The organism is Snodgrassella alvi, from assembly GCF_040741455.2.
GTDB lineage: Bacteria > Pseudomonadota > Gammaproteobacteria > Burkholderiales > Neisseriaceae > Snodgrassella > Snodgrassella alvi_E.
Genome location: NZ_CP160328.2, coordinates 802,477 through 826,997, shown reverse-complemented (window position 1 = coordinate 826,997; position 24,521 = coordinate 802,477). Strand labels below are relative to the sequence as shown.

General features: G+C 39.8%; 20 protein-coding genes. 12 read left to right on the top strand and 8 right to left on the bottom strand.

The genetic code is table 11. The features are described from left to right. Positions 1 to 36: 36 nt before the first annotated feature. Positions 37 to 3,516, bottom strand: coding sequence for a chromosome segregation protein SMC (gene smc, locus ABU615_RS03735; protein ID WP_370389244.1), 3,480 nt, complete (start codon positions 3,514 to 3,516; stop codon positions 37 to 39). 129 nt (positions 3,517 to 3,645) lie between these two features. Continuing rightward, complete coding sequence (locus ABU615_RS03730) at positions 3,646 to 4,047, bottom strand: MerR family transcriptional regulator (protein WP_367487333.1); 402 nt, start codon at positions 4,045 to 4,047, stop codon at positions 3,646 to 3,648. A gap of 110 nt (positions 4,048 to 4,157) precedes the next feature. On the opposite strand from ABU615_RS03730, the gene ABU615_RS03725 reads away from it, so the two are divergent. From ABU615_RS03725 to ABU615_RS03670, 12 genes are all read left to right on the top strand, one after another. Next, a complete protein-coding gene (locus tag ABU615_RS03725; RefSeq protein WP_100151661.1) occupies positions 4,158 to 4,364 on the top strand; it encodes a heavy-metal-associated domain-containing protein in 207 nt (68 codons plus the stop codon). 39 nt (positions 4,365 to 4,403) lie between these two features. Further along, the gene (locus ABU615_RS03720) at positions 4,404 to 6,617 is read left to right on the top strand and encodes a heavy metal translocating P-type ATPase (protein ID WP_370389243.1); all 2,214 of its coding nucleotides are present in this window, start codon (positions 4,404 to 4,406) and stop codon (positions 6,615 to 6,617) included. A gap of 487 nt (positions 6,618 to 7,104) precedes the next feature. Next, the gene (locus tag ABU615_RS03715; protein ID WP_370389242.1) at positions 7,105 to 7,737 is read left to right on the top strand and encodes a hypothetical protein; all 633 of its coding nucleotides are present in this window, start codon (positions 7,105 to 7,107) and stop codon (positions 7,735 to 7,737) included. Between the two features lie 187 nt (positions 7,738 to 7,924). Continuing rightward, a complete protein-coding gene (locus ABU615_RS03710) occupies positions 7,925 to 8,395 on the top strand; it encodes a putative T6SS immunity periplasmic lipoprotein (protein ID WP_370389241.1) in 471 nt (156 codons plus the stop codon). Between the two features lie 58 nt (positions 8,396 to 8,453). Continuing rightward, positions 8,454 to 8,903, top strand: a complete 450-nt coding sequence (locus tag ABU615_RS03705) for a hypothetical protein (RefSeq protein WP_370389240.1) — start codon at positions 8,454 to 8,456, stop codon at positions 8,901 to 8,903. A gap of 58 nt (positions 8,904 to 8,961) precedes the next feature. Next, a complete protein-coding gene (locus tag ABU615_RS03700; protein WP_370389239.1) occupies positions 8,962 to 9,423 on the top strand; it encodes a putative T6SS immunity periplasmic lipoprotein in 462 nt (153 codons plus the stop codon). Positions 9,424 to 9,481: 58 nt separating this feature from the next. Next, positions 9,482 to 9,766, top strand: a complete 285-nt coding sequence (locus ABU615_RS03695) for a hypothetical protein (RefSeq protein ID WP_370389238.1) — start codon at positions 9,482 to 9,484, stop codon at positions 9,764 to 9,766. Between the two features lie 233 nt (positions 9,767 to 9,999). Next, complete coding sequence (locus ABU615_RS03690; protein ID WP_370389237.1) at positions 10,000 to 10,461, top strand: putative T6SS immunity periplasmic lipoprotein; 462 nt, start codon at positions 10,000 to 10,002, stop codon at positions 10,459 to 10,461. Between the two features lie 684 nt (positions 10,462 to 11,145). After that, positions 11,146 to 11,334 (top strand): hypothetical protein, encoded by a 189-nt coding sequence (locus ABU615_RS03685; protein ID WP_267390509.1) that lies wholly within the window; start codon positions 11,146 to 11,148, stop codon positions 11,332 to 11,334. Continuing rightward, complete coding sequence (locus ABU615_RS03680) at positions 11,331 to 11,657, top strand: hypothetical protein (protein ID WP_370389236.1); 327 nt, start codon at positions 11,331 to 11,333, stop codon at positions 11,655 to 11,657. The genes ABU615_RS03685 and ABU615_RS03680 overlap by 4 nt, the downstream gene beginning before the upstream one ends. A 247-nt stretch (positions 11,658 to 11,904) precedes the next feature. After that, positions 11,905 to 12,264 (top strand): hypothetical protein, encoded by a 360-nt coding sequence (locus tag ABU615_RS03675; RefSeq protein WP_370389235.1) that lies wholly within the window; start codon positions 11,905 to 11,907, stop codon positions 12,262 to 12,264. After that, the gene (locus ABU615_RS03670) at positions 12,254 to 15,454 is read left to right on the top strand and encodes a hypothetical protein (RefSeq protein WP_370389234.1); all 3,201 of its coding nucleotides are present in this window, start codon (positions 12,254 to 12,256) and stop codon (positions 15,452 to 15,454) included. Before ABU615_RS03675 ends, ABU615_RS03670 begins: the two co-directional genes overlap by 11 nt. Positions 15,455 to 16,116: 662 nt before the next feature. Here ABU615_RS03670 and ABU615_RS03665 read toward each other — a convergent pair. From ABU615_RS03665 to ABU615_RS03640, 6 genes are all read right to left on the bottom strand, one after another. Then, a complete protein-coding gene (locus tag ABU615_RS03665) occupies positions 16,117 to 19,947 on the bottom strand; it encodes a DUF3683 domain-containing protein (protein WP_370389233.1) in 3,831 nt (1,276 codons plus the stop codon). Positions 19,948 to 20,284: 337 nt separating this feature from the next. Further along, complete coding sequence (locus ABU615_RS03660) at positions 20,285 to 20,974, bottom strand: GNA1162 family protein (protein WP_267390505.1); 690 nt, start codon at positions 20,972 to 20,974, stop codon at positions 20,285 to 20,287. After that, positions 20,974 to 21,333: a DUF4810 domain-containing protein gene (locus ABU615_RS03655; RefSeq protein ID WP_100151644.1), complete on the bottom strand. Its 360-nt coding sequence runs from the start codon at positions 21,331 to 21,333 to the stop codon at positions 20,974 to 20,976. Before ABU615_RS03655 ends, ABU615_RS03660 begins: the two co-directional genes overlap by 1 nt. 24 nt (positions 21,334 to 21,357) lie before the next feature. Further along, positions 21,358 to 22,020 (bottom strand): CsgG/HfaB family protein, encoded by a 663-nt coding sequence (locus tag ABU615_RS03650; protein ID WP_367411998.1) that lies wholly within the window; start codon positions 22,018 to 22,020, stop codon positions 21,358 to 21,360. Positions 22,021 to 22,139: 119 nt separating this feature from the next. Next, positions 22,140 to 22,883, bottom strand: a complete 744-nt coding sequence (locus ABU615_RS03645; RefSeq protein ID WP_370389232.1) for a pseudouridine synthase — start codon at positions 22,881 to 22,883, stop codon at positions 22,140 to 22,142. Continuing rightward, complete coding sequence (locus ABU615_RS03640; protein ID WP_370389231.1) at positions 22,880 to 24,037, bottom strand: class I SAM-dependent RNA methyltransferase; 1,158 nt, start codon at positions 24,035 to 24,037, stop codon at positions 22,880 to 22,882. The genes ABU615_RS03645 and ABU615_RS03640 overlap by 4 nt, the downstream gene beginning before the upstream one ends. Positions 24,038 to 24,521: the final 484 nt, after the last annotated feature.

Below are 24,521 nucleotides of genomic sequence, written 5' to 3'. Positions count from 1 at the left end.
GAATGAAGGTACTGATATCGATATTTGTTCTTTGGCCTAGGCTTCAGCCATATCCAAAGCCTGCCGGATGTTAACTTCCACGATCCGTGAGACCCCTTTTTCCTGCATAGTAACGCCTACTAGTTGCTCGGCCATTTCCATGGTTAGCCGATTATGGGAAATATAAACAAACTGGGTTTGTGCGGACATTTGTTGTACCAGCTGACAGAAACGGCTGGTATTGGCATCGTCCAATGGCGCATCTACTTCATCCAGCAAACAGAATGGTGCCGGATTCAGGCTGAACAAAGCAAATACAAGGCTCATAGCCGTTAAAGCTTTTTCGCCACCAGAAAGCAGATGAATAGTGCTGTTTTTCTTGCCAGGCGGTCGCGCCATAATGGATACGCCCGCGCTGAGTAAGTCATCGCCAACCATATCCAAGTGTGCTTCGCCCCCACCAAACAAGGTTGGGAAGTAGCTTTGTACTTTTTGATTGACTGCATCAAATGTGGTTTTAAAACGGGATTTTGTTTCTTCATCAATGGTACTGATGGCTTCTTCCAGTAATGCTATGGCGGCCTGAACATCAGCAGTTTGCTGCTGATAGTACTGGGCTCGTTCATGGGCTTCTTCCAACTCCTGTAATGCAGCCAGATTTACAGCGCCCAAAGCATTGATTTTCTGTGCAAGAGTAGCGATTTGCTCGCTTAGATCCTTAGATTCTGTTTGGGTATGGGCAAATTGTTCTGCCAATGTATCTATATCGGCTTTATTCTGTTGAAGTGTTTCATAAAAACGTTTGGCATTTAGTAAGGCTTCCTGCTGCTGGAGTAGGGCTTTTTGTGTGTCCGCCTGTAGTTGTGGTAAGCGGCTGTTTAGTGTGTGTTGTTGTTGCTGTGCCTGTTGTAACAGTTGCTGAAGTTGTTGCAACTGTTGCTGAGCATCGGCACAACGTTCATTGGCTACATTAATCCGTGCATTCAATTCTTCAGTTTGTAAAGTCTGTTCATCTTCTACTTCTTCGTCAACTATACCAAGAGCCAGCTCGCTCTGGCGTTCTTGCCAACGTTCGGTCTCACGTGCAATCCGTTGGCGCTCCTGCGACCCACTCTGAATTCGCTGCTGTAAGCGCACAATGGCCATTTCAACCAGCCCTTGTTGCCTTCGTGCCTCTAGTAGTGCCAGCTGGCTTTGTTTGAGGGTTTGTTGTTGGTTCTGCTGGTTGGTCGTATGGCTTTCTAGCTGGGGACGCAATTGGTCTATAGCTAGCGTCAGATTTTCGGCATCTGCTTGTGCCTGTTGCTGCATATGTTGGTGTTGAGTTAATTCATTGCTTATTTGTGCGCATTCCTGCTGAATATGTTGCCGGCGAAGCTGCCCTTGGCTGGTACGTGCAATCAATTCTGTGGCCTGTGCTGAGGCAGCCTGCCAACTTTGTTGTTGCTGTTTCAATTGATGCTGGCACTGTAATAGTTGAGCTTCTGTGTTATCCAGATTTTGCTGTGCCAGCTGCATGGCTTCTTGTGCCTGTTGGCAGGGTTGTTCGATATCCACAAGGGCTTGTTGCAGTTCACGTAATTGCTGCTGCTGTTGCAATAAACTAGAGCCATTATCTTCAGCATATAAGGTAATGCTTATAGCATCTATGCAATGGCCTTCTGGAGTAACAATCAGTTGATGTGCCTCTAACTCCTTTTGCCGTAGTAAGGCTGCTTGCAGAGATTCAGCGCATATCACCTGCCGAAGCCAGAAATGCAATACTTCTTCAAAGGGTGATTCTACTTCAATATGCTGCAACAAGGCATCGCTGGCAATGGGTGATGTTTCGGATGGAGTGTTTAGATTGACCCATACCGAAGTGTGCTCAGTCTGGATATTGTCTAGCTGTAGCTGTTTACAGTAATGAGCCTGAATTTTATGACCCAGCGCTACACTGGTTGCATGCTGCCAGTGTGGTTCAACCTGCATATGCTGCCACAGCAAGGGAATATCAGTATGTTCTGACGCTGTCGTGTTGCTGTGCTCTGCTTTTGGCAACATTGCGGTAAGCGCTTCCACCTGAGCATTCAGTGTAAGTTGCTGTTTGTCCAACTGGCGATACTGTTGTTGAGCCAGTGCCAGTGCTTGCTGGGCATTGTCTCGCTGCTGCTCAAACTGCAGCAGGTTTTCCTCCAGTGTTGCTACTACTTGTTCCAGTTCAGATGCACTGTCCCGCGTTTTTTCCATCTCTTCTTCAGAGGGTAAGGCTAACTGCGCCAGCTCTGTTTCCAGCCGCTGCTGACGTTGTTGTAACTGCGTAATACTGCTGCTTGCATGCTGGTGTTGCTGTTGTTTAATTGCCTGTTCACGCTCCAGCCGCGCCAGCTCATTCTGTTGATTCTGGCGTGTGCGTTCACCCAGATGTGCCAGCTCTTCGAGCTCTGGCATACGTGCTTCATGCTCGGCAGCTTGCATAGCCCATTCTTCGCGCACTATTTGCTGTTCTTCCAATTCACTATTGGCTGATTCGAGCATCTCTTGCTGTTGCCGGTCTTCTTCATGCAATCGTTGCAGTTCTGATTGAGCCTGTGCTTGTTCTCGCGCCATGCGCTGTTGCCAGTCACGCCGGTGACGAATCTGTTCTTCCAGACGCGCCCACTGTTCGCGCAGACCGGCGCGTTGCATTTCTGCTTCGCGTACCTGTTGCTGTTGCTGCTGTTCCTGTTCGCGCAATTGCTGTAGGTTTTCTTCAAGTGTCTCAAGATGCTGTTGAAGCGTTTCCTGAGCATTGTCATGCTGTTGATACATTGTAGTAGCATCATCAGCCTGAACCAGTGCCTGTTGCCATTGGCTGTAATCAAATAAATCCTGTTTACCCGCTATCTGTTCTTTTAGTTCCTGATAGCGTTGTGCTGTATTTGCCTGTCGTTGTAATTTTTCTACCTGCCTGTCTAGCTCACTTTGTAAATCGGCCAGTCGTTGCAGGTGTTCGCGCGTGTCTGCCAGTCTGTTTTCCGTTTCGCGGCGGCGTTCCTTGTACTTGGAAACCCCTGCCGCTTCTTCAATATGCGCTCTAAGTTCTTCCGGCCTTGCTTCAATTATGCGTGAAATCATCCCTTGTTCTATCACCGCATAGCCACGAGCTCCAACCCCTGTACCTAAAAATAAATCTGTAATATCGCGCCGGCGTACTACTTGATTATTAATATAATAAGTAGACTCACCTTGCCTTGTGAGCTGGCGTTTTATTGCCACCTCACCATATTGTCCCCATGCTCCCTGAAGCTGGCCGTCACTATTGTCAAATACCAGTTCCACGCTGGCGCGCGGGGCGGGGCGGCGGGTGTTGGCACCATTAAAAATCACGTCTTGCATGCTTTCACCGCGCAGCTGTCTGGCCGATGCTTCGCCCAGCACCCAGCGTACGGCATCAATCACATTGCTTTTTCCACAACCATTTGGCCCGATTACAGCCACCAGCTTTCCTGGTACGGCAATCGTAGTGGGATCAACAAAAGATTTAAAGCCGGAAAGTTTGATATGGGTTAGACGCATAGCAACAATAAAGCAGGCAAATAGCCACAAAATTGGCTATTTTAGCTGGTTTTAAACAAAAAGACAGTTTTAGTTACTTCAAATACCTGTTTATAATATTTTAATCAGAAATGCGATATTGTATTAGTTTTACGACTTCATACAGCCACGCTTATCCAAACCATCAATAATGGCACAATTAGGTGAATCATTACCTTTACAACGGTTATACCAGCTTTCCAATGTATCTTTCATATTATTCAAATCTGATATTTTTTTATTCAAGCGCTGGATATGTTCACCTACTAAAGATTTCACATTGGCACTGGCACGCAGTGGATTATTGCGTAAGGCCAGCAGCTCAGCAATCTGTGCCAGTGAAAAATCCACTTCACGTGCATGGCGGATAAAATTCAATGTAGCAATATCTGCATCACTGTAATCGCGATAGCCATTACTTTGTCGCTGTGGCCGAATTAAGCCAGCGGCTTCGTAATCACGTATTGTTTTGCTAGACAAGCCGGATAATTTTTCTGCTGTACTGATATTCATAGCAAATTAATAAAATGGGTAAACCGGAATAAAACTTGACTTTATCACAGGGTTAAGGTTTAAGCTTTACTAAAATACTTTTTATAGACCCACTTTATATGGAGACAATCATGCAAATGGTTCAGTTTAAAATTGACGGAATGACTTGTGAAGGCTGTGCCAGAAGTGTTACTTCAGCTCTTCAAGGCAGCCCTGGCGTAGAAACCGTAGCCGTTAACTTTGCTACTGGTCTTGCCGATGTAGGCTTTAATGAAAGCCTTACCAATATTGATACCCTAAAAGCTGCTGTAGAAGCGGCCGGTTTTGATGTTGTTTAATTTTTAAATTCATCGGTTGGGCAAATAAAGGTTAATAGCATGGAAGAAAACTTGCATACAAAAAGTTCTCAAACAACCTCAGCGCGTTTTGCCATTGAGGGTATGGATTGCCAGGCTTGTGCCAACCGCATAGAAAAAGTACTGCGTCGGCAGCAGGGTATACAGACTGCTGATGTTAATTTTGCCAGTGATGAATTACAAACCCGCTTTGATAGCAGGCTGCTGAGTACAGAAGATATTGTTCAAATAGTGGCCAAAACTGGTTTCAAAGCAACTCCAGCCAATGAAAGCAGTCTTAATGCACTGGCCGAGGCTAATTCTGGTAAACATACCGGTATATCGTGGAGGCTGGCCATAATCTGGCTCATTGCTATCCCCTTTATCATCGGCATGTTAGGCATGTTAGGCATGTTAATAGGTCAGCATTGGATGCTGCCGCCGATGTGGCAGTTTATCCTTGCCACCATTATCCAGCTTGGCTTTGCTTGGCCATTTTACACCAGTGCCATCAAATCCTTGCAAGGTGGCGTGGCCAATATGGATGTACTGGTGTCCTTAGGTACCCTAGCCATCTGGTTGTACTCCAGCATTATGCTCTTTAACCATCAAAGCCATGCCCATCAATATATCTATTTTGAAGCCAGTGTAATGGTGATAGCCTTTGTCTCACTGGGAAAATATCTTGAACAACGTACCAAAAAACAAAGTCTCAACAGCATGAGCTTGTTATTGCAGCTTACGCCGAAAATGGTACGCAAGCAGACAGAACACGGCTGGCAAGAAGTCCCTTTAAGCCAGATACAAACGGGTGACATTCTACAAACCAATGCCGGTAATCGCATTGCTGCCGATGGCCTCGTGCACAGTGGTGAAGCGTGGTGCGACGAAAGCTATCTTACCGGCGAATCCAAACCCTTATTAAAACAAACCGGAGACAAAGTCCTTGCTGGTGCCCTTATCAGCAATGGCAGCATCACCTATCAGGCACAGACCCTAGGCAGCCAGACCCTGCTGGGCGACATGATGCAGGCGCTGGCACAAGCTCAAGGAAGCAAAGCACCAATTGCACGGCTGGCAGACAAAGTATCCATGGTATTTGTTCCTACTGTAGTTGCCATAGCTGTATTAACCTTTCTATTAAATTGGTGGTTGGGAAATGGTATTAACGAAGCTGTTACCCGCGGCGTGGCAGTATTGGTTATTGCTTGCCCATGTGCGCTGGGGCTGGCTACACCCGCTGCTATGATGGTGGGCATGGGGCGTTCTGCCCGCTATGGTGTCTGGTTTAAAGATGCCACCGCACTCGAACGTACCAGTCAGGTAGACACCGTTGTACTGGATAAAACCGGTACCTTAACCAGCGGCCAACCGCAAATAGTTGCGCAATGGCAGGCGCCAGAAAGTAACTACAGCCAACAAAAAATACTGCAACTGGCTGCAGCCGTAGAAGAGCTCACTACCCATCCACTGGCACAGGCCATCATAAAAGCAGCACAACAGCAACAATTAACCCCATTAACCGCTACCAACAGCCACAGCGATATCGGGCAGGGCACACAGGCACAGGTAGAAAATTATGGCTCAATCAAAGTGGGCAATCCCACTTATTGCAGCTTTAACATCCCAGAAGAATTAAAACAACAAGAAATCTGGCGAATAGCCAGCATTGTAGTCGTAGCTATCAACGATAAAGTAGAGGGTGCTTTTGCTATAGCCGATGCACTTAAACAAGATACCGTTCAAGCTATTCAGCGCCTAAAACAACAACATATTGACATTTATATTATGAGCGGCGACCAGCACAGCGTCGTAGAATACATTGCTAAGCAGCTGGGTATTAATCATTATCATGCAGAAATGAATCCCCGCGCGAAAGCCGAAGCGGTTCGCCAACTTATGCAACAGGGTAAAGTAGTAGCCATGGTAGGCGATGGTATAAACGATGCGCCCGCATTAGCTGCCGCCGATGTAAGCTTTGCCATGTATGGCGGTGCTGATGTCGCCACTAATACTGCTTCAGCTACGCTAATGCGCCACTCTGTTACACAGGTAGCCGATGCGCTGGCTTTAGCTCATGCTACCGTGCGAGTCGTCAAACAGAATCTGTTTTTTGCCTTTTTCTACAATATACTTGGCATTCCGCTAGCCGCCATCGGCTTGCTTAGCCCCGTGATTGCAGGTGCGGCCATGGCCATGAGTTCCATCTCGGTATTGCTGAATGCTTTACGCTTGAAAAAAAGCGGGCTGGAATAAATATTTTATTTATTGAGTAAAGTTATTTTCTTGCTTAACTCTATCTTTATATTTTACATATGCAATTTTGTTTTCAGCTTAATTTTTTTTATATTTCTAAGTTTATTGCAAAAATCTTTTTTAAAATATAAATAATTAGCACAATTTTCCAGTAGCGCTGCTATTCATAAAATAACATTTTGTCGAAATGTTTTTTAGCAGAAATAATCCCTTATTTCTACCAAATTAATACTGAGATGATTGAACAGTGAATCAGCAAAAGTACTCAATATTCTTCCAATCACACAATAATATAGCTTTTTTTATACCAAATAAGCATATCATTTTAGAATTAATTTCATTTTGATATTTATCACTAAATTTAATTTCATCTAGATAAATTCAAGCCAAATACATCTTGGATTGAATTAGAATAGAATGAAAAATAAATCAGAAAAATACTGATTTTCGAATTTAGAATGTTACATAACCATAGAGGGGTAATCTGATGGCAAACTTACTGACACAAAGTTGTTGCGGTGCTTCTGGGTTAATATTAGATCTTTTTTACGAAACTGCAAGTAATCACATCAAGTCCCAATCTCGTCTGTTAACTCCAGGAGAAATAAATATGGTTACCTCCGTGTTTAAAAACGCCATTGTATTATCACAAGTACGAGTTCGAAAAGGCACTTTGTTGCCCAATCAAGGTAAATATGCAATCACACCATTTGGTGAAATATACTGGCCGCAAAAATATTATTCACAGGATTATTCAATGGAACTCTACTCTAATCAACATTTTTTTATGCATGAAATGGTTCATATTTGGCAATATCAGATGGGCATGCAGGTAGCCATGCGTGGCGCATTCAGTTTAATGGCTAATTACGAATATGGGTTGGAAGAAGGCAAACTCTTGTCAGATTATGGTATGGAACAACAAGCTTCCATTATTGCGGACTATTTTATATTAAAAAATTTTGGTTACGATTTTTGGCGAGAAAAAACTAATCAAATATACACAGGAAGCGTTCCTAAAAATAAACAGCTTGTACAGCAATACTGGCTCAAAATGTATGAAAATACTTTGCAATTATTTCTAAAAAATCCACAAGATAAAAGGGTATTATTTAGATAAAATAATAACTTAAAACTTAACAGTTAAAGTATAGTATTTAATACCCTGTTGCAAAAACTTAATGTTACACTCTTATAAAAATTACTTTTTTAAATTTTATTGTATATTTTGAGTAAAATTTGTTTCTGTGGAAAGGAATTTGAAGGCATAAAATTTGGCATATTTAAAGATTTAACGAGGAAAAAAAATGAGGTGGATAAAATTTAAGTATTTACTTAATCTGATATTTATTTTTGTTTCAATGATAATAACAGGATGTATTATTCATAGTAATATATTTTATACTCCAGATATTTTATTAAAAAAAGATGGTCAGCCCTGCATTAGTATTCCGGCGAATGAAGATTTTTTCTTGCGAAAAAAAGAATTTAATATTTTAAGCTTATATGTATTTCAAACAGGGGTTGGATACCTATGGAAAAAAAATTATTCAGATTCTGAAACACAATATTATGTCAAAAATCAACAATGCTTAGATTTTAATTATCATTTTCATGAAAATATATTTTATACAGTTGAATTCATCTCAATAGAAAAAGGAGATGATGAAATTCATAGGTCTACAAAGAAAGATTGGGTAAGATATATGCGCATCATAAAAAAACCTGATGGAACGCTGCAATTATTATTAGACGGTGAAGCACGTGATTATTCTTGATTTTGGTTGAAGCAATATAGCACATTACCTGTATGATATTCATAGGGACACAAGGAGAATGAACAAAAATCTATTACGCGATTTATTGTTAATTTTTTTAGTAATATTGATAAACGGTTGCATAAGGGGATATACCCCAGATATCGTTTTAAAAAAAGATGGTCAGCCCTGTATAAGTATTCCTGCGAATGAGGATTTTTTTATGCGAATAAAAGAGTTTGATATTTCGTATTTATATGTATTTCAAGCAGGAGTAGGAGAGCTTTGGAGCAAAAATTATTTAAGCTCTAAAAAAAACTATTATATAAAAAATCAGCAATGTTTATATTTTAATTATCGTTTTCAGGCTAATATTCTTTATTCTATTGGTTTCTTTTCAATAGAAAAAGGTAATGATGAATTACAAAATTCGACCAAAAAAAATTGGAAGAGATATATGCGGATCATAAAAAAACCTGATGGAACGTTGCAATTATTATTAGACGGTGAAGCACGTGATTATTCTTGATTGTGGATGAAGCAATATAACATCTTTTCTGCTAAATATTTATAAGGACTCAAGGAGAATGTACAAAAATCTTTTTCACATTTTGCCAATAGTCCTTACATTAGCCTTGCTAACAGGTTGCATCTTGCACAACAATGTATTTTATACACCAGATATTGTACTAAAAAAAGATGGACAGCCCTGCATTAGTATTCCGGCAAATGAAGATTTTTTCATGAGAAAAAAAGAATTTAGTATTTTAAGCTTATACGTATTCCAGAGAAGGGTTGGATACCTCTGGAAAAAGAATTTTCATGATTATAAAAAGCCGTATTATGTCAAAAATCAACAATGCTTATATTTTAATTATCGTTTTAAAACTAATATTCTTTATTCTATTAGCTTCTTTTCAACTGAAAAAGAAAATGATGAATCTCAAAAGTCGACAAATAAAAATTGGACTAGGGATATGAGAATCATAAAAAAAACTGATGGAACGTTGCAATTATTATTAGACGCTGAGGCACATGATTATTTTTGATTATGTTTAAAGCAATATAACATATTTTCTGTACAGTATTTATATGGACTCAAGGATAATGAATAAAAATCTTTTTCGCATTTTACCAATAGTCCTTACCATAGCTTTGATAACAGGTTGTATATTGCACAACAATGAATTTAATACACCAGATATTGTATTAAAAAAAGATGGACAACTATGTATTAGTATCCCTGAAAATGAAAATTTTTTCTACAGCAAAAAAGAATATAGTATTTTGACTACAGAGGTTTCCAGACAGGGATTGGTCAATTGTGGAAAAAAATTATTTCTATCCTTCAGAGCCTTATTATGTAAAAAATCAAGAATGTCTTTATTTTAATTATCATTTCCAAAATAATATTTTTTATACTATTAGTTTCATTTCAACTGAAAAAGGAAATAACGAAAATCAGAAATCAACCCAAAAAACATGGATACGATTTGTACGTATTATAAAAAAACAGGACGGGACATTGCAATTATTATTAGACGCTGAGGCAAGTGGTTATTCTTGATTATGGTTGAAGCCATATAGCACATTACTAGTATGATTTTCATAAGGATACAAGGAGAATGAATAGAAATCTTTTGCGCATTTTGCCAGTATTTCTTCCAGTAGCCTTGCTAACAGGTTGCATACTGCACAGCAATGTATTTTATACCCCAGATATAGTATTAAAAAAAGACGGGCAGCCGTGTATCAGTATTCCGGCGGGTGAAAATTTTTTCAGGCGAAAAAAAGAATTTCATATTTTAAATTCAGATGTTCATCAAGCTGGAGTGGGAGAACTCTGGAGCCAAGATTATTCAGATTCTGCAAAACCATATTATGTCAAAAATCAGCAATGCTTGAATTTTAATTTTCATTTTCAAACTAATATTCCATATTCCATTGGTTTCACCTCTGAAGAAATGAAAAATAATAAATCGCAGAAATCAACACAGAAAGATTGGATAAGATATATGCGTATCATAATAAATAAGGATAATTCACTACAATTATTACTTGATGAAAAAGCTCGGAATGATATTTGATTGTATTCAGGGAAAAGTAAGTTGTTTTTTATCCTAAAAATGTCTTTCCTGAATAAGCGTTGTTTAACTCAAAGCCTTAGACATAAATAAGGACGGGAAAAATAATTAATGGCTCAGCTAAGCAATATTGTGGTTATAGCAAGTAGTGGCTAATGGGGCAGAACATAAACCAAACAGAGTAAAAGGAAAAGGGAATTTTAGTGAAAAAACCAATAGAAAGCGGAATTACATAGCTGTAGATGGCCGTGAAAGCGCGGTTATAGTTACGCAGGATCATCTTGCAATTATGGGTAAAGAAACTGGCTTTTTCAGCCTGTCTGAGGCGAGGACAGGGCAGATTGTGGTGCCGATTGGGAAAATTGGTTGTATAACTAAAAATATCAGCAGAATCCTATACCATAGCGTGAACAGCTTATTGACATATCAATAATTAACCAGCAAAATAACTTTGCTGCGTTCAATAGCGCAGCCAGCTTTGACAGGCTGATTAGTATGACAGACAACACCGCCAATAATTTTATTGAGCGGTTATTGTCTGAATCCCGTGCCAGTGGTGTGCTTTAAACAGTGAACCATGGCAAATAGGTTTTCTGCCTACGGTTCATACTGCCTGTCAGTCAATTTGTCTTATGCTTGTCAGTATGGAAGTAGGCTTTCTCAAAGTTATTATGAAAGGCTACCAACATGAAAGCAATTCAGCAGCTTATCCCATGCAGTGAATATCTGCTTCTGTCTTCCCTTCTTTCATCACAACCAGTTGCTCGGTATGCGGGTAAATTGAAAATCTATTGCGCTGTAAAAGGAACAGTAACAAGCCGCCAATCAGGTGAACACCACTTTCAAACCAGCAATCTTGGCGGAGGTGTACAATGACGCAGCAACAATATATCGACGCCAGCCTGAGCAATAGCCCCGCCTTACTGCTTGAACAGGCTAGTGAGCTGGCCATTATTCAAGACAAAACCCAAACCCCCGCAGAAAAAGCTCTTATGCTCAAACAGCATGAGCTAAGTACCATCATCGAATACTGCCAGAGCACCAGCCGCAACATCGATTTTCTTATCAGCACCCTCGGCCAGCTTCAGCTCGAACGCCAGCAAATCAACAGCCAGAGCCTGCTGGTAGACAATCAAAATATGCTGCAATTCGCAGGTATACTTAGCATCTTGCTTTCGGGCTTAAAAAAGTACTGCTAATATTGAAAACAACATTAATAGTATTGTAGTTAAATATAGATAAATTAATTTAATTACAAATAAAACGTCTATTCTAATAATAGTTATAGACGTTTATAAATAGAAGTAACATTTATAAAGTTAATTAATTGTGCTGAAATAAGTTTTATTTTAACCTAAATGTTAAATTCAAATAGTCATTATTAATTGAAATGAAGTGTATATATCTATATAATATAATATAAAATAGATTTTTAGAGGATTAATGATGGAGTTTCTTACAACTACAATATTGTCAGGACTTATTTATGATTGTTTTAAGGTTGGAGTGCAATCTTTTGTAGATTTATTGAAAAATGAATTAACGAAATATATTTGTAATGATTCAGAGAAAAATCGCCTTATTACAGAAATAAATACTTTAAATTTAAATAAGCATATGCCTAAGAAAACAATACAAGATAAATTAGAAGAAAACAAAAATATTTGTAAAATATTAAGTGAAATAAATACAAATATTAAACAAATATCTGAAATTGGAATCAATATAATTAGTAGAGATTATAGTACCATTACAATTGGAAATATTACTCTTAATAGTGGAGTAAATGATAAAAATGTCCAATAATCCTATTATTCAAACTTCAGAAATTGGACACAATATCTACGCAGGAGCAAATTCAAATATCAGTATTGGAAATATAAATATAGGATTAAATGATTTTTGCAATGATTATGAAAATGTTATACTAGATATTTATAATTTAATCATTTCAAATAAATTAGAACAAGCTAAAATTTCACTGGAAACAATTCAAAAATGTGATTTTTTAGGTTATTTTGAAAAAAATATTTTAAAAATTTTAGAATATAAAATCTGTTTAGTAAAAGGAAAATTAGATGAGATAAATAATGATTTTTTTACAACTTTACTTAAAGATTCAAAACTTAGTGTAACATTAAAAAATTTAGTAAAATCTGTACAGATACATTATAAATTATCTAAATCTGAAAATAATGCCAGAGAAACTTATTTAAAGAGTGAATACTATTCCGGTTATACTCGCGCAGTCTATTTACAGTATTTGGCTTCTGAAAAAGATTTCAATCTATTTGTACAAAAAGAAAATATTGATGATCTTTTGGAGTATGAGCATTATGCTTTAATTCAATGTTCAATACGTCTGAATAAATCTGAATTTGCTAAAATATTTGCAGAAAAATTTAAAGAAAAATACCCCACTGAGAATGCAAATATTATTTTAGCTTTAACTCAAACTATCTGTTTATTACATGAGACCAAATTTGTACATTATTGGATTCTTGACAGAGAAGAATATTTTAAATTACAGAAATTAATTGATAAGTGTATTTCTTTGTCAAATAAAATAGAAGATAAGCGTATCATAAAAATGAGTGTTATTTTATTTGCATTAAAACGAGGTGAAGATAAACAATTAGAAAAGTTAGCTAATATGAATCAATACTCATTTCAGAAGTATTCATCAGAGATGAATATTGATTTAATTAAGAAATCACCTGAAAATATGAACATTAATATAAATTGGTTAAACAACAGAAAAACACTGAATGAAGAAGAATTCAATCAAATATGTAATGCAATTTTTTATTCAGAAATTTCAATTAATGAATTAAATAATTGGAAAGACAGAGGTGGGCAATTATCTCTACCCCCGGAAAAGCAAGATATTTATGAATTTTATTTAATGATATTTAAGTTAATTTCTCTTTTGGAAGTCCCTAACTTAGAAGAAGAGGATAAACTATTTTCACTTTTAGATGAATTATATAATTCGTATCTAAAATTTTGGGGAGGTTTAAACATTAAAACAATTAATTTTTTTGCATTTCTTCTTAATAAATTAGAATATTCAAACTATGCACAAAAATTTTTACAACCTTTGATACCTAAAAAACCGTGGTTATCCCCTGTAGTTTTTAGATTTTTAGCTACATTATTATATTGTGGACAACTTAAAAAATTTGAAACATATTTTAGCCAATTACAAGAAAACAACACTGACTATTATTATTTATATTTAAAAATTTTAAAATCAGTAAAATTAGATACTTACGAAGAAATAGGAAAAAATGTTGAATATGCTTTGGAAAAATTTCCAGATTCAATAAGTTTATGGAACATTTATATAGATAATATATTTAATATGAATTTAGATGTAAAAGAAACAACGGCTATTATCAAAACTATTCCTAAATCACTTTATTCAGATTTTAACAAAAATACACTTAAATTTGTTAATTATGTAGCAAAATTAGATACAGGTTTTGCTAAATCCATCTTTTTGGAATGGTTTATTAATGATCCTTATAAGTTAGCTGTTCCATTATACAATTTCAATATAAATTTAATATTGTTTCCAAATTCAACATCTTTTATTTATCCATCACTTAGATGTAGTGCTGCCTTCAAATATGAAATGGGTAACCAGACTTATATAAAATTAATAGTAGATAACTGTTCTGCAAATGAATACTTGTTGAATGCTGGGTCTGATTTTGCAAATAAGTTAATGAAGGTAGAAATAAATCAGGAATTTGAATTTGATTTTAATACCTATAGGGTTCTTGAAAAGATGGATCCTTATTTAGCAGCTTCTGAGATATCAAATATAATTCGTAACAAAATATCTAATTATCAAGATGGAATTTTTCAAATTAAAGTTGAGGATAGCCCTGAAGGGTTTAATAAATTTATTGAACAATTTTTATCAAATAATACTGTAATGAATGATAAAAAATTGAATACGTATAGTCTTTCTCTAAATATAGAATTAAATCGTAATAAATTAATTAAAAATACTATATGGAATGCTTATTCATTATTGCTTAATAAAGAACACAATAAGCATCTTATTTTTTACAATAAAGGATTTGATAAAATAAATAAAATTGTAATAGATATTTTATCTGTAGTTTATTTTGCTGTTACTGGTTTATGTTATGGACTATTTCGAACAGGGATAAAAGTCTTTATTACTAAAGAGACTCAATCAGAATTGCAACAATGGATTGAAAAGAATTATCGAAAATCAATATATTTGTCTGATGAAGAAAATAATAGATTGAGTGAAAATTTAAATTACTTTCTCAATTCCAGTGAATTATTAAATCCCAAAATTTTTGATATGCCAGATAGTTTAAGTGGACTCCATCATTTTACAGATAGTTCACATTATAGTTCGGTAGAAACTTCAATTTCAAATTTTGTGCCTTTATTTTGTTTAGATTATTTTTTATGTGCTACATATGAAACATTAGATATTCCTTTGGCTAATGTAAATTTATTAATATCGGAATCACTTAAACATATACCGATGACTATGAGATTTCATGCAATTTATTTAGCTAAATATAATTTAAATACATTTTTAATGGTTGACGATATATATTATTTATGCCAAAACAATGATGAGAAGCTTAAGTACGCTGTAATTCTGATTAAAAACTTTCACAATATATTTGATGTTAATAAATTAATTTTTTTAACATATTGCTGTGTATGTTCAATAAAAAATGCACTTATACAATTGACAGTAAATCAATATATTGAGGATATTATATATACATGTTGCAATATTGCAATAAATGAATTGGTTTATAAAAGTAGGGAAGAAAGAATTGCTCAGTTAATATATTCGGTTTTTTTAGAACTTAATCATCAAGAACGTCAATTTGTTGGTGTTTATTTTGATAGATTTATTTTTGGTCATTTTTTAAATATTAAGGGAATTGAACAATGTGTAAAAAAAATAAATGGAAATCAGTCTAAATTATAGTTTAGTAATGCATAAATTTATTAATCTTCCAAGTATATGATTATATATTTAAATTTAAACTCAACGATTTTTGAAATAGAATATGTGCACAACCATTTCTCAGTTCTACGGCACGTGGTGAAAATATTACCGGTTCGTTTTGTGGCTGTAAGGACATACTTTTTTGGATTTCTTTTTTTATTTGGTTTTAATAAAAATTTGTTTGTTTATTAAGTGGGCTGATTGTAAGTGGAATGGCTTCAATCAAGTTTAATTGGAGTGAATTGAAAACTGTACAGCTAATGTTAAGTATATTGTTATTTTAAGTAAGATATTTAAACGATTGCCTTATTTTTAATGTGGATAAATATTTGAGAGCATACTGTATCGAATTTTCTAGATTTCATACAGTTGTTTCTGAATACTAAATTGTTTCAGATTGTCATTCATGAATAGATAACATGTCGATTAAAAATTACATGTACTAGGGATATTACCTTTACTTTAGATATGATGTAGATTCTTCTCAGATATTAATGAAAAATAAATGGTTTGCTCGTAAATGAGCTGTTATATTTTGATACTAAATATTTGAAACTCAATTGAGAATTTTAAATATACATGAGACTTATTTATCAGGCTACGTGTCTTTTATAGACGTAACCTGAAATTTGTAAAGTTAGTTACAACAATACTCGTTCAATCCCCCCGTTGCTGGCTTTTTGCACAAATTCATCCTGCCAGTTTTCGCCTAGTATGTGCTTGGCCATTTCAATCACGACATAATCGGCTTTGATATTGGCATCGTCGGTATATCTGCTAAGCCCTTGCAGGCAGGCGGGGCAACTGGTGAGTATTTTTACTGGTTCACCTTGCGGCAATTTGGCTTTGCCTTTTTCTATTTCTTCCAGTTTGCGGAAACGTACTTGTGTGGCGATATCGGGTCGGTTGACAGCAAACATGCCGGATTCACCGCAGCAGCGGTCGGACAAGGGTACGTTTTGTCCCATCAGTTCGTTAACTACTTTGATTGGCTGGGTGGTTTTGATGGGGGTATGGCAAGGGTCGTGATATAAGTATTGCTGGCCTTTGATGCCATCGAGTTTCAGCCCTTTTTCCAACAAGTATTCGTGGATATCAAGTACGCGGCAGCCGGGGAAAATTTTGTCGAAATGGTAATCGCTGAGCTGGTCGTAGCAGGTGCCGCAGCTTACGACTACGGTTTTGATATCGAGATAGTTGAGGGTGTTGGCCACGCGGTGGAAGAGGACGCGGTTGTCCATGGTGATTTTGTCACCTTTGTCTTTGTTGCCACCGGCGGTCTGCGGATAGCCGCAACACAGGTAACCCGGTGGCAATACGGTTTGTACGCCTACATGCCATAACATGGCTTGTGTGGCTAAGCCTATCTGGCTGAACAGGCGTTCGGAGCCACAGCCGGGGAAGTAGAAAACGGCTTCGGTTTCTTCGCTTACTTGTGGATTGCGAATAATTGGTACGGTGGTGCTGTCTTCGATATTAAGAAGGGCACGCGCGGTTTTAATCGGTACGTGGCGGGGTAGTGGCCGATTTATAAAATGGACAACCTGTTCGCGGATTTCAGGTTTGGCGGTGGTGGCACGCGGGGCGGTTTTCTGGCGTTTGAGCCAGCCTAGGCTAAAGTGCTTGCCCATTTCGTAGCCCCAGTTTTGCAGTCTAAAGCCGGTTTTGATTACGCCTGCACGCAGGGCTTTGATGGTTCTGGGGTCGGTGGCGTTAAGAAAGGCCATGCCCATGTAGACGGTGGGGTTGAATTTCTTTTTGCCAGCTTTGCGCAGGTAGTTGCGCATGGCGACGGTTACGTCACCAAAGTCGATTTTTACGGGGCAGGGTTTGATGCAGCGGTGGCAGACGGTGCAATGGTCGGCTACGCTGTTGAGTTCGTCAAAGTGTTTTAGAGATACACCGCGGCGGGTTTGTTCTTCGTAGAGGAATGCTTCGGTAAGCAGGCCGACGCCAAGGATTTTGTTGCGCGGGGAGTAAAGCAGGTTGGCGCGCGGTACGTGGGTGCTGCACACGGGTTTGCATTTGCCGCAGCGCAGGCAGTCTTTGATGGAATGGGCAATTTGGCCGAGTTCGGACTGCTCCATGATTAGGGATTCTACGCCGAGCAATTCGAATGATGGGGTATAGGCTTTGTCGAGGTTGGCGCCGGGCATCAGTTTGCCACGGTTAAAATGGCCATGTGGGTCTACTTGTTTTTTGTAGTCCCAGTAAGGCTGCATTTCGGCTGTGGTAAGGTAGTCGATTTTGGTGATGCCGATGCCGTGTTCGCCGGAAATTACGCCGTTGAGGCTGCGTGCCAGTGCCATGATGCGGTCTACGGCCTGATGCGCAGTTTGCAGCATGTCGTAGTCGTCGGAGTTTACTGGTATGTTGGTGTGGACGTTGCCGTCTCCGGCATGCATGTGCAGGGCAACGAATACGCGGCCGCGAATGATGTGGCGGTGGATTTCGTCGAGTTTTTCCAGTATGAGGGTGTCGGTTTTGCCGCTGAAGATTTCTGACAGAGGCTGCATGATGTCGCGTTTAACGGAAACACGCAGGTGGAAGTCGCGCATGGCGATAAAGCAGCTTTGGTCTGAGACAGGTTCGTCATTTTCGAGTTTCTGCGGAAATTGTTGCAGGTAGTCTGTCAGTGGGGCATCGAGGTGATTCAGCAGCCATGTCCAGCGACTCTGGATGCTGGTGACGTAATCCAGTGCATGTTGTTTGCGTGAACCGAGCAATTCGGCGCTGGACAGGTCGGTGTCGAGTTTGTCTACGGGCAGTTTGGTTTGCAGGTAGTCGATGATGGCGGCGCACAAGGCCAGTTTGTTCTGGATGGACAGTTCGATGTTGATGCGTTCGATGCCATCGGAGTAGCTGCCGAGCTGTTCTAATGGGATAACAACGTCTTCGTTGATTTTGAAGGCGTTGGTATGGCGGGCAATGGCGGCAGTGCGGGAGCGGTCGAGCCAGAAGGTTTTGCGTGCTTCGGGGGTGACGGCGATAAAGCCTTCGCCACAGCGGGCATTGGCCAGCCGCACGATGTGGGCGGCGGCGGCTTGTACTTCGTTTTCGTCGTCGGAAACGATGTCGGCCAGTAATACCATTTTCGGGCGGCCTTTGCCGGCTGCCTTGGTGGCGTAGCCAACGGCGCGGACGTAGCGCCAGTCGAGATGCTCCAGCCCCGCCAGTTTGACGGTTTTGTGGTTGAGCATGTAGTTGCGCACTTCGACGATGGAGGGGGTGGCGTTGGCTACGGTGCCAAAGAATTCCATGCACACGGTGCGGGTGTATTTTGGCATGCGATGCAGGACGAAGGCGGCTGAGGTGATGATGCCGTCGGTGCCTTCTTTTTGTATGCCGGGTACGCCTGCAAGAAATTTGTCGGTAACATCTTTACCAAGTCCGACTTTGCGGAATCGCTGGCCGGGCACTTCGAGGCGCTCGGTTTTGATGATGGAATAGCCATCGTTATCAAGAGTGTGGATATCGAAGATGGCGGTGGTTTCGTCGTGGATTTTGCCGAAGTTGTGGCGCACACGTTCGATTTTCAGCCACTGGCCTTGGGGGTTAACCATTTTCCACCAAGCGAGGTTGTCGAGGGTGGTGCCCCATAATACGGCTTTTTTTCCACCGGCGTTCATGGCTACGTTGCCGCCGATACAGCAGGCATCGGCTGAGGTGGGGTCGACGGCAAATACCCAGCCGGCAGCTGTGGCTGCTTCTTCTACGCGGCGGGTAACGACGCCAGCACCACAGTTGATAACGGGGTGGGTGCCTTCGAGTCCGGGTAATGCTTGTAAGGCTACTGGGCTGTACTGGTCGAGTTTTTCTGTGTTGATAACGGCGCTCATGGCGTCCATGGGGATGGCACCGCCGGTGTAGCCGGTACCGCCGCCGCGCGGGATGATGGTTAGTTCAAGCTCTATCAGGGCGCGAACCAGCGGGGCAACTTCTTTTTCGTGGTCTGGGTTGATGACAACGAAAGGGTATTCGATGCGCCAGTCGGTGGCATCGGTGACGTGGGTCACGCGTGCCAGACCATCAAACATGATGTTGTCTTTATGAGTGATTTTGCGCAGACGGTTGAATACTTGCTCGCGTTTGCTGCGGGTTTTGCCGAAGCTGCTGTTAAAATCGTTGATGGCCTGTTCGGTACTCTCTATGAGCTGGGCAACCTGCTGGTTGTTATCGCGCCGTTTTTGAATTTCGTTTAGGCGGTGATGCATTTCTTTGACCAGTGCCTGTTGACGGTGCTGATGTTCGAGTAAGTCGTCGATAAGGTAGGGGTTGCGAATCACTGCCCAGATGTCACCCAGTATTTCAAACAGCATGCGTGCAGAACGACCTGTGCGTCTTTGTTCGCGCAATTGTTGCAATAATTCCCACGACTGGCTACCTAGAAGCCGGATAACTATTTCTCGGTCTGAAAAGGAGGTGTAGTTATAGGGAATTTCGCGTATGCGCTGATTGGTCTGTGTGCTCATTAAACGTGTTCCGTTCCGCTCTGCTGGCGTTAAATTAATGAATCTGTAAACGGGTTATTTTAACTGATTTACGCTGTATTTCGTATTTTTGTCTGCTGACAATTTAGGTGAAAACGAAATGTGTGGCAATGGAAAAATCTGACGGTGTAATGGGATTTTGTTTCATGTATAAGTTGTCAGTCTGGTTTGCTATGGTATTGTTTTTATATATTTTCAGCTTATAAACAATATTATTGTTGTTTATTTGTCGTATTTTGATTTTATTATTTTTTGAAATTTCTGATATTTTGTCATTTCATTAAAAAGCCCTTTAATTTGAATTAAAGGGCTTTGGCATTTATTGGTTTTGCACAGGAGGTAGCTGTGTGACCGGTTTTTGATAGGCTGGGTGATAGGGGCCATAAAGAATACCATCTGTCCTGCCGGCAGAAAGCAGGTTTGCTTCAACATTTCCGGCTAGGTCAAAAGCAGTGTCTTTTACTTTGTCTTTAATCTGAGATATTAAAGCAGATGTGACTGCGCTTAGAAAACCCTGATTTCCGTTATCATTGGAGTTAACGGTAATTTTTTTTGCACCTGTCCAAATGATATCACCGGTTTTGGCATCAACTAATTTAGCTGAAACGCTTACTGTAGTAGTGCTGTTGATCACTTGATATTTGGTACCGTAATCATCTATATCCATATATAGGATAGCATCTGGATTATAGACTTGACGAATTTTCTTCAAATCAACAGCCTGTATTTCTGCACCGTCATTTAATCCGTTTTCTTTAAATGTCTCATTGACCAAAACGACTGGAAATACATAGTAGCCAGATTCTGCCAATGGTCTGGTTGATTGAGCTAAGACAGCATTGGGTGCTTTTACTTCTACTGATGAGCTAGTTGGCTGTACTATCAGTATAGAACGGGGGTTAGTGCGCTGAAATTTGCTGTAATCGTAGGGCTGTTTCTGTGCAGTGGTGCCACATGCTGAAAGTATGGTGGCTACAGACAAGGGTAATAATAGTTTGATTAGTCGCATTATGATTTTACTCCGGCTACATTTTTGAGCAGAAAGTTCATGTAGGCGGTTGATTCAGGAAACGCTTGTTTTTCCATTTCAAACTGAGTCTTGGCTCCGGCTAAATTACCTACTTTGGCATAAAGCATGCCCAAATGTGCATGGGTACCGGGGGCAGCTTTAGCCTGATTGCTTTGTGCATCAAGGAAATATTTTTCCATGTTGGCTATTTGTTCCTGAGGAGTCAGGGCATTATTAAGGGTCTGATATTGCTGTTTGTTGAAATCTCCCCAGTAATAAAGTGTGCGAGCTGGCTGATTGTTCTGAGCACACGCAGCCAATAACAAGGCAGCTATGGCCGTTGTTAAGATATGTTTCATTTTTGTTTTACCTAATATTTATATTTAAGGTTGAGGATTCCATTGTCCTTTATCTATACCGCGTACTAGATTATTAACTGCTTCGCGAATAGCCAGATCCAAAACTTTTCCATTTAATGTGGCGTCGTAGCCTGCATGGCCACCGGTACCAAGTATTTCTCGTGAAGAAAGTTTGAATTCACCAGCACCTTGACTTGAGAAGACAATTTCGGAGGATTGAACGTCTACGATGCTCAGTGTAACTTTGGCATAGGCTACTTGTGTTTTACCCTGTCCTAGTATGCCAAATAGTTGCTGATCACCAATATTTCTGCGACCGAATTCAGTTATGGCTCCAGTTACTACGTAGCGCGCACCCTTAATTTTCTGATTCATTCCTTTGAAATTTGCTTCGTTTTTGATTTCATCCATGTTGCCACGGTCAAGAACTGAAAAACGTCCGGTTTGCTGCAAATCTGCCATTAAGATGGTTTTAGCCTGGCTGGTCAATTGGTCTGTACTGTTACTGAAAATGCCCCCGCCCATATTGCCACGGCTATCAAATTTACCCACTGCCAATGGAGCTTTTATACCATTGTATGCCTGCTGATAGGTTTCTACTTTAGGTACATTTAAAACTTGTGAGCTTTCGGTGGCACAGGCTGATAATAAAAATGCGCTTAATAAGGTTAAATAAAATTTATTCATGGTTATTTATGTTAAATTAATTTGGGCAAAGTATATAGAGACTGTTTTTTTATGTCAAAATTATATTAGTTGAAATCTGAAGTAAATTTTATTACTAGATTTCTCTATTAATTTTAGTATCAGAATTTTTCCTGTGGGCTCAGGTAGCGCCATTGGCCGGGGGGAAGGGCACCAAGTTTGATTCTGCCCATGCGGACGCGTTTTAGTCCAATCACTTTCAGGCCCACAAGTTCACACATGCGTCGTATCTGGCGTTTTTTACCTTGTTTCAAGATAAATTTCAATTGATCCTGATTCTGCCAGTTTACTTTGGCCGGCCGCAATTTTTCACCATCCAAACTAATACCGTGGTTCAGTAGTGCCAAGCCTTTATCATCTAAACGCCCGCTGACGCGTACTAAATATTCTTTTTCTATGCCACTGTTTTCACCTATTAGCTGTTTGGCAATTCGCCCATCCTGAGTGAGGACAAGTAATCCAACAGAGTCGATGTCCAGCCGGCCGGCCGGTGCCAAATGGCGTGTATGGGTAGCCTGAAAGTGAATGGGGCTTTTGTCTTCCCGCCAATGATTGGTTTCGGTAATCAGTTCGACGGCTGCTCGATAGCCTTTTTCCGGTTGCGCACTAACATAGCCAACAGGCTTATTTAAGAGGATGGTGACACGTTCGGCTTGTTGGCGGTGTGCCTGCCGGTTGAGGTCGATGCGGTCTGAGTCTAGTACTTTCTGTCCGAGTACAGCTGTAACGCCATTGACTTTTACCCAGCCTTGTTCGATATAGCTGTCAGCTTCACGGCGTGAGCATAAGCCCAATTGTGCCATGCGTTTGGACAGACGTTGTACTTCGTTCTGTTCGGTTGTCATGCTTTGTGCTCTTTATTTCGATTAGAACCGGCTACCATGTCCAGCAGGAATAGGCGGCAATCCAGATTGCCATTGAAAAGCGGAATTTTGCGTTTGGGTGACAGGCGCATTAGTTTGGGCATATCTCGATCGGCACTGAACATACCAATTTGCCAGCCGGCAAAATGTTGTTTCAACCAGCTTCCCATTTGAGGGTATAAAGCGTGTAGTAACTGGATTTCAGACAAGCGCACACCGTAAGGGGGATTGCTGAGCATAATGCCGTTGGTGCCATTGGGGCGGGTATCCAGTGCGTCGGCAGTCTGCCACTGGATATACTGTTCTACTTCGGCATAACGAGCATTATTTTGAGCTAATACAATCAGTTTCCCATCAATATCTGCACCAGAAATCGGTGCTTGGGGCTGGCATTTTGCGGATAATGCGTTACGGCGCAGCTGCTGCCATAAGGTGGCATCGTAATTGAGTAGGTGTTCAAATCCGAAAGCACGCTCTAGGCCGGGGGCGCTGTTGCTGGCTATCAATGCTGCTTCTATGGCGAGGGTGCCGCTGCCGCAGAATGGATCCATAAAAGGCTGACTGCCGTTATAGCCTGCCAATATCAGCAGTCCGGCGGCCAGATTTTCGCGTAATGGTGCTTCGCCAGTGTCACTGCGGTAGCCTCGTTTGAATAAGGCTTCACCACTAGTATCCAGATAAATGGATAGTTCGTTTTTTTCGATAAAAACATGAATGCGAATATCGGGCTGAAATTTTTCCACGCTGGGTCGACTGCCGTTTTGCTCGCGAAAAACGTCGCAAAGGGCGTCTTTTACTTTGAGGGCAGCAAAGTTCAGGCTGTTGATTTGCGCCTGTTTGCCTTCGATATGTATTTTGAAAGTTTTTTTAACGTCAAACCATTTGGTCCAGTCGACTTTTTTAGCTTGTTGGTAAATATCGTTTTCGTTGCGAAAATGGCCGCTACTGAGGCGCATGAGTACACGGCTGGCTACGCGACTATACAGATTGATGCGGTAGACTGTGGCTAAATCACCGTTAACGGCTACACCGCCATCGCGAGGGTGAATCTGTTCGCAGCCCAGCTTTACCAGTTCCTGATTTAATATGGCTTCCAGTCCGCGCGGGCAGCTTACAAATAAAGAATAAGAATTCATGCAATACTTTATAAAGAAAAAATGATTATGCTTGTTATGATCAAGCATGTCTGAATGGTGTGATTGTAATATTGAAGTCATGTATTGACTATGGTTTAAACAGGTTGATGCGCAAATTTGAGTGATTAAGTGTGAAACTGTATAGTGGATAAAGCCAATTGGTTAGCTGTAATACAAATCACGATCGTGCTGATTTTAGGCTGATTGAGCTGTGTGAATTTTTTCAAGTATTGGATAGTGTACATAAAGTAATTAAAATCTGTTACGAAATCCAAATAATATGATATTTAAATATAAAATTATTCGAAAAATAAATTAACATTTCGTTTTCTGATTGATTGAATGAATCAATACATTAATGGTTGATACATTTATAAGCATGCCTTCTATCCATTTTCCTAAGCAATAAACTTTGCATACTTAATTTGAAATATTGTAGTACTTGTTTTGATTCAGTATTTTCTATAACCGGATTAGATACATA